Below are 3,625 nucleotides of genomic sequence, written 5' to 3'. Positions count from 1 at the left end.
CGACTGCTGGGCTTGCGACACGACGCCGACCAGTTCCTCGGCCATCCGGTTAAAGCCGTCCTGGAGCGTGCCGAACTCGTCGCTGCGGCGCAGATCGAGCCGTTGCGCCAGGTTGCCGGTACGCATCGCGTCGTGCACCTCGAGGAGTCGGGTCATCGGCTTCGTGATCGCACGGAGAAGCGCCAGGCCGGTCGCGAGCGCGACAAGCAGCACGACGCCGAGCGCGATCGCGAGCGTCACTTCGGTGTCAGTCACCGATGCGCGGATCAGCTTGCCCGATTCGCTCGCATGCGCATGATTTTCTTCGGCGAGTACGGTGACGGCGCGGATCACGTTTTCCCGCGCCGGCGTCAACCGGAGGAACGCCGCCTGCGCGGCGGCGCGCGACTCGGGCGCCAGACGGGCGATGTCGGTCAATTGCGCCATAAACGGTTCGTAGGCCGCCCGGAATGCCTGCACGTGCGCCCTGTCGTCGTCCCGGAATACGGTTGTTTCATAGCGCTGCAACGCCTCCTCTTCGTGCCGCAGCGCATCGGGCAGACGATCGAGCGTGCGCTTCATCGCGTTGGCGTCTCCGTCGACAAAGATTGCCTCCTCGACGAGCCGGTAGCCTTCGCCGACGACCGCGCGCAGCGACGTCGCGTAATACAGGCCCGGTACCGAATCGCGGTTGAGACTCGTCGCCTCATCGTCGATGGCCCGCAGACGCGTATACGAGATCGCGGCCATCATGAGCATCAGCACGAAAATTGCGCCGAAACTGCACACGATCCGCGTGCCGAGCGTGAACCGCCTGCCGGTTGGCGTGGCGGGCAGGGACGTCGAGCTGGCGCGGGGCGTCACTGTGGACATGGTCATCTCCAGGAGGGCGTGATCGGTATCGGATGCGGTGGTGATGCGGAATGCGGGCGCGGCGCGAATGCCGGTTCCCGACGCATGACGGAATTCTTTACAGTTTTGCTCGCGTGTCAACCTCGTCGGGCAGGCACTTTACATCGTGCTTTCGTACCCGAGGCCGGATGATTTGGGGCCCATGGCATGATGGTTCGACACATTGTGGTCCGAATGGGCATTCGAATGAAATCCGGTCAGGGTTGCCGTGCCTATTTGAGATCTGGCTCGACGCTGACCGGCGCCAGGCGCGTGTTCCGCCAATGGTCGACATACGCCGGTCGCGCACATTCTACCGGCGTTGGCGTCGGCTCAATACGGTCTCCGGCCAGATGTCGCTATGACAATCGCATTCCGCCGCAAAAACAAAAACCGGCGTTGCGTGAAGGTCCGGTTTTGTGGAAGGGCGACGTGCCGACCCGCGCCCCACGCGTGGGTCATGACCAAACCGCAAGACGTAGTGCGCATATATCGTTTGCTGCCGCCTTAACGGCTGCCGACAATCGTGGCGCGCTTCCACCCGCGATGCCGCGCGCATCGGCGTGCGGAGGCCAGTGTTCCGCCTCGGGCGCCGAACGGCATCCCGACCGTTTTGCCTGCGCCCGCAACCGAGCCCACGACGACATGTACGCGTTCACTCCCTCGTTCCAGAATCCCGCCGGTTCGCCGATCCGCGAGCTGTTCAAGTATCTCGGCGAGCCCGGCATGATTTCCTTCGCCGGCGGTTATCCGGCCAGCGACCTGTTCGACGTCGACGGACTGAACGCCGCCGCCGCGCGCGCTTACGCGCAGCCGACACGTTGCCTGCAATACGGGCCGACCGATGGCCTCGCCGAACTGAAGCACGAACTGATCGCGCTGATGGCACGGCGCAACGCGACCTGCACGTCGGCCGAGCTGCTGGTGACGACCGGATCGCAGCAAGGCCTCGACCTGCTGCTGCGCGTGATGGTCTCGCCCGGCGACATCGTGCTCACCGAGCAGCCCGCGTATCCGGCGACGCTGCAGGCGATGAGACTGCAACAGGCGCGCATCGTCACGGTGCCGGTTGATGGCCACGGTCTCGACGTCGAACGTCTCGATGCGATGCTCGCGTCCGGTGCCGTGGCGCAACCGAAACTGCTGTACACGGTGCCGACGTTCGCGAATCCGACCGGCGCGACGCTGACGCGCGAGCGCCGCATCGCGTTGCTGCGGCTTGCCGTGCGCTATCGCTTCCTGATCGTCGAGGACGATCCGTACGGCGACCTGCGTTTCGCGGGCAAACCGGTGCCGTCGATGCTCTCGCTGGCAAACGAAGTGGACGGCGCGCGCGACTGGATCGTGCATTTTGCGAGCCTGTCGAAGATCGTGGCGCCGGGCTTGCGCGTTGGCTGGACGATCGCGCCGGCGGAAATCGCGCGCCGCTGCGTCATTGCGAAACAGACGGTGGATCTGTGCAGCGCACCGTGGACGCAGGCGATCGCCGCCGAATATCTCGCGGCCGGTTCAGTTGAGCGTCATTTGCCGCGCATCACGCAGGCGTATCGAAGCAAGTGCGATGCGATGTGCGATGCGCTGCACGCCGGTTTCGGCGATGCGATTGCATTTCATCGGCCCGAAGGCGGGATGTTTATCTGGGCGCGGATCGGGGCGGTGCCGTCGGCGACGCTGCTGCCGCACGCGATTGCGAACAAGGTGGTGTTCGTGCCGGGCAACGCGTTTTTCGCGGACAACGTCGACGACGCCTCGTTGCGGCTGTCGTTCGCTGCGCCGGACGTCGATGCGATCCGGGACGGCGCCGCGCGGCTCGCGCGCGCATATGGCGCGGCGATTGCAGCATGAAGAGGCATCGCGCCGTGGATAAGCCCCGCGATCGGGCGAGGCGGAAAGGCGACGCGGACAGCGCGGCCGATACCGGGGCGGCGCGCACATGGCCGCGCGAGACACGGCCGGTGTGTGCCCGTCATGGGCGCTCACGCATCGCCTGATCGATCAGCCAATCGCGCATCACGGCGAGATGCGTCGCATCGCGACACTCGGCCGGATAGACGAGATAGAACCCGACCGATAACGGAAACGCAAAATCGAACGGGCGGCACAGCCGCCCGGCCGCAATGTCGCGCTCGACGAGCGGCTCGGTCGCCAGCGCGATTCCCTGACCGGCGACCGCCGCGTCGATCGCAAGCGATGTCTGGTTGAAGCGCAGCCCCTTGTGCGCGTCGATTCTCGCCGAGTCCGGCAGCGCCGCCAGAAACTCCGGCCAGAGATCGTGCGCATCGTGCAGCAGCACATGACGGGTCAGGTCGCGCGGGCTCGCCGGCGCGCTCAGTAGAGACGGGCTGCAGACCGCGTAGATATCGACCGGAAACAGCAGATGCGTCGCGAGATGCTTGCCGAATGGCGGCTTGCCGTAGCGGATCGCCAGATCGACGCCGTCGTTGCGGAACGTCGCCAGCCGCGGATCGGCGATCACGCGCACATCGATGTCGGGATGCGCGTCGGTGAATGGCGCGAGACGCGGAATCAGCCATTTCGATGCGAGCGACGGCGTCGTGCTGATCGTCAGCGTCGCTCGCCGCCTGACGAGCCTGTCGGTGGCATCGGCGATCGCGTGCAGCGCGCGCTGCACGTCCGCGAAATACGCGGCGCCGTCGTGCGTCAGCGCGAGCCCGCGCGGCAGTCGATCGAACAATCTGCTCCCGAGCGCGTCTTCCAGATGCCGCACCTGTTGCTCGACCGCACCCTGCACCCC

At 66.0% G+C, this 3,625-nt stretch carries 3 protein-coding genes; 1 reads left to right on the top strand and 2 read right to left on the bottom strand.

Features of this window, described 5'->3' with window-relative positions; genetic code table 11:
• A partial coding sequence (locus tag KH616_RS22975) for an MCP four helix bundle domain-containing protein (RefSeq protein WP_292252195.1) occupies positions 1-852 on the bottom strand: 852 nt, incomplete at its 3' end.
• A gap of 663 nt (positions 853-1,515) precedes the next feature.
• On the opposite strand from KH616_RS22975, the gene KH616_RS22970 reads away from it, so the two are divergent.
• Positions 1,516-2,715, top strand: a complete 1,200-nt coding sequence (locus KH616_RS22970; RefSeq protein WP_292252194.1) for a PLP-dependent aminotransferase family protein — start codon at positions 1,516-1,518, stop codon at positions 2,713-2,715.
• A 121-nt stretch (positions 2,716-2,836) separates the two neighbouring features.
• Here KH616_RS22970 and KH616_RS22965 read toward each other — a convergent pair.
• Positions 2,837-3,625, bottom strand: a 789-nt coding sequence (locus tag KH616_RS22965) for a LysR substrate-binding domain-containing protein (RefSeq protein ID WP_292252193.1), incomplete at its 5' end; no start/stop codon positions are given.

Source organism: Burkholderia sp., from assembly GCF_018375725.1.
Taxonomy (GTDB): Bacteria; Pseudomonadota; Gammaproteobacteria; order Burkholderiales; family Burkholderiaceae; genus Burkholderia.
The sequence above is the reverse complement of the archived record's forward strand: the minus strand, read 5'-3'. Positions and strand labels throughout refer to the sequence as shown.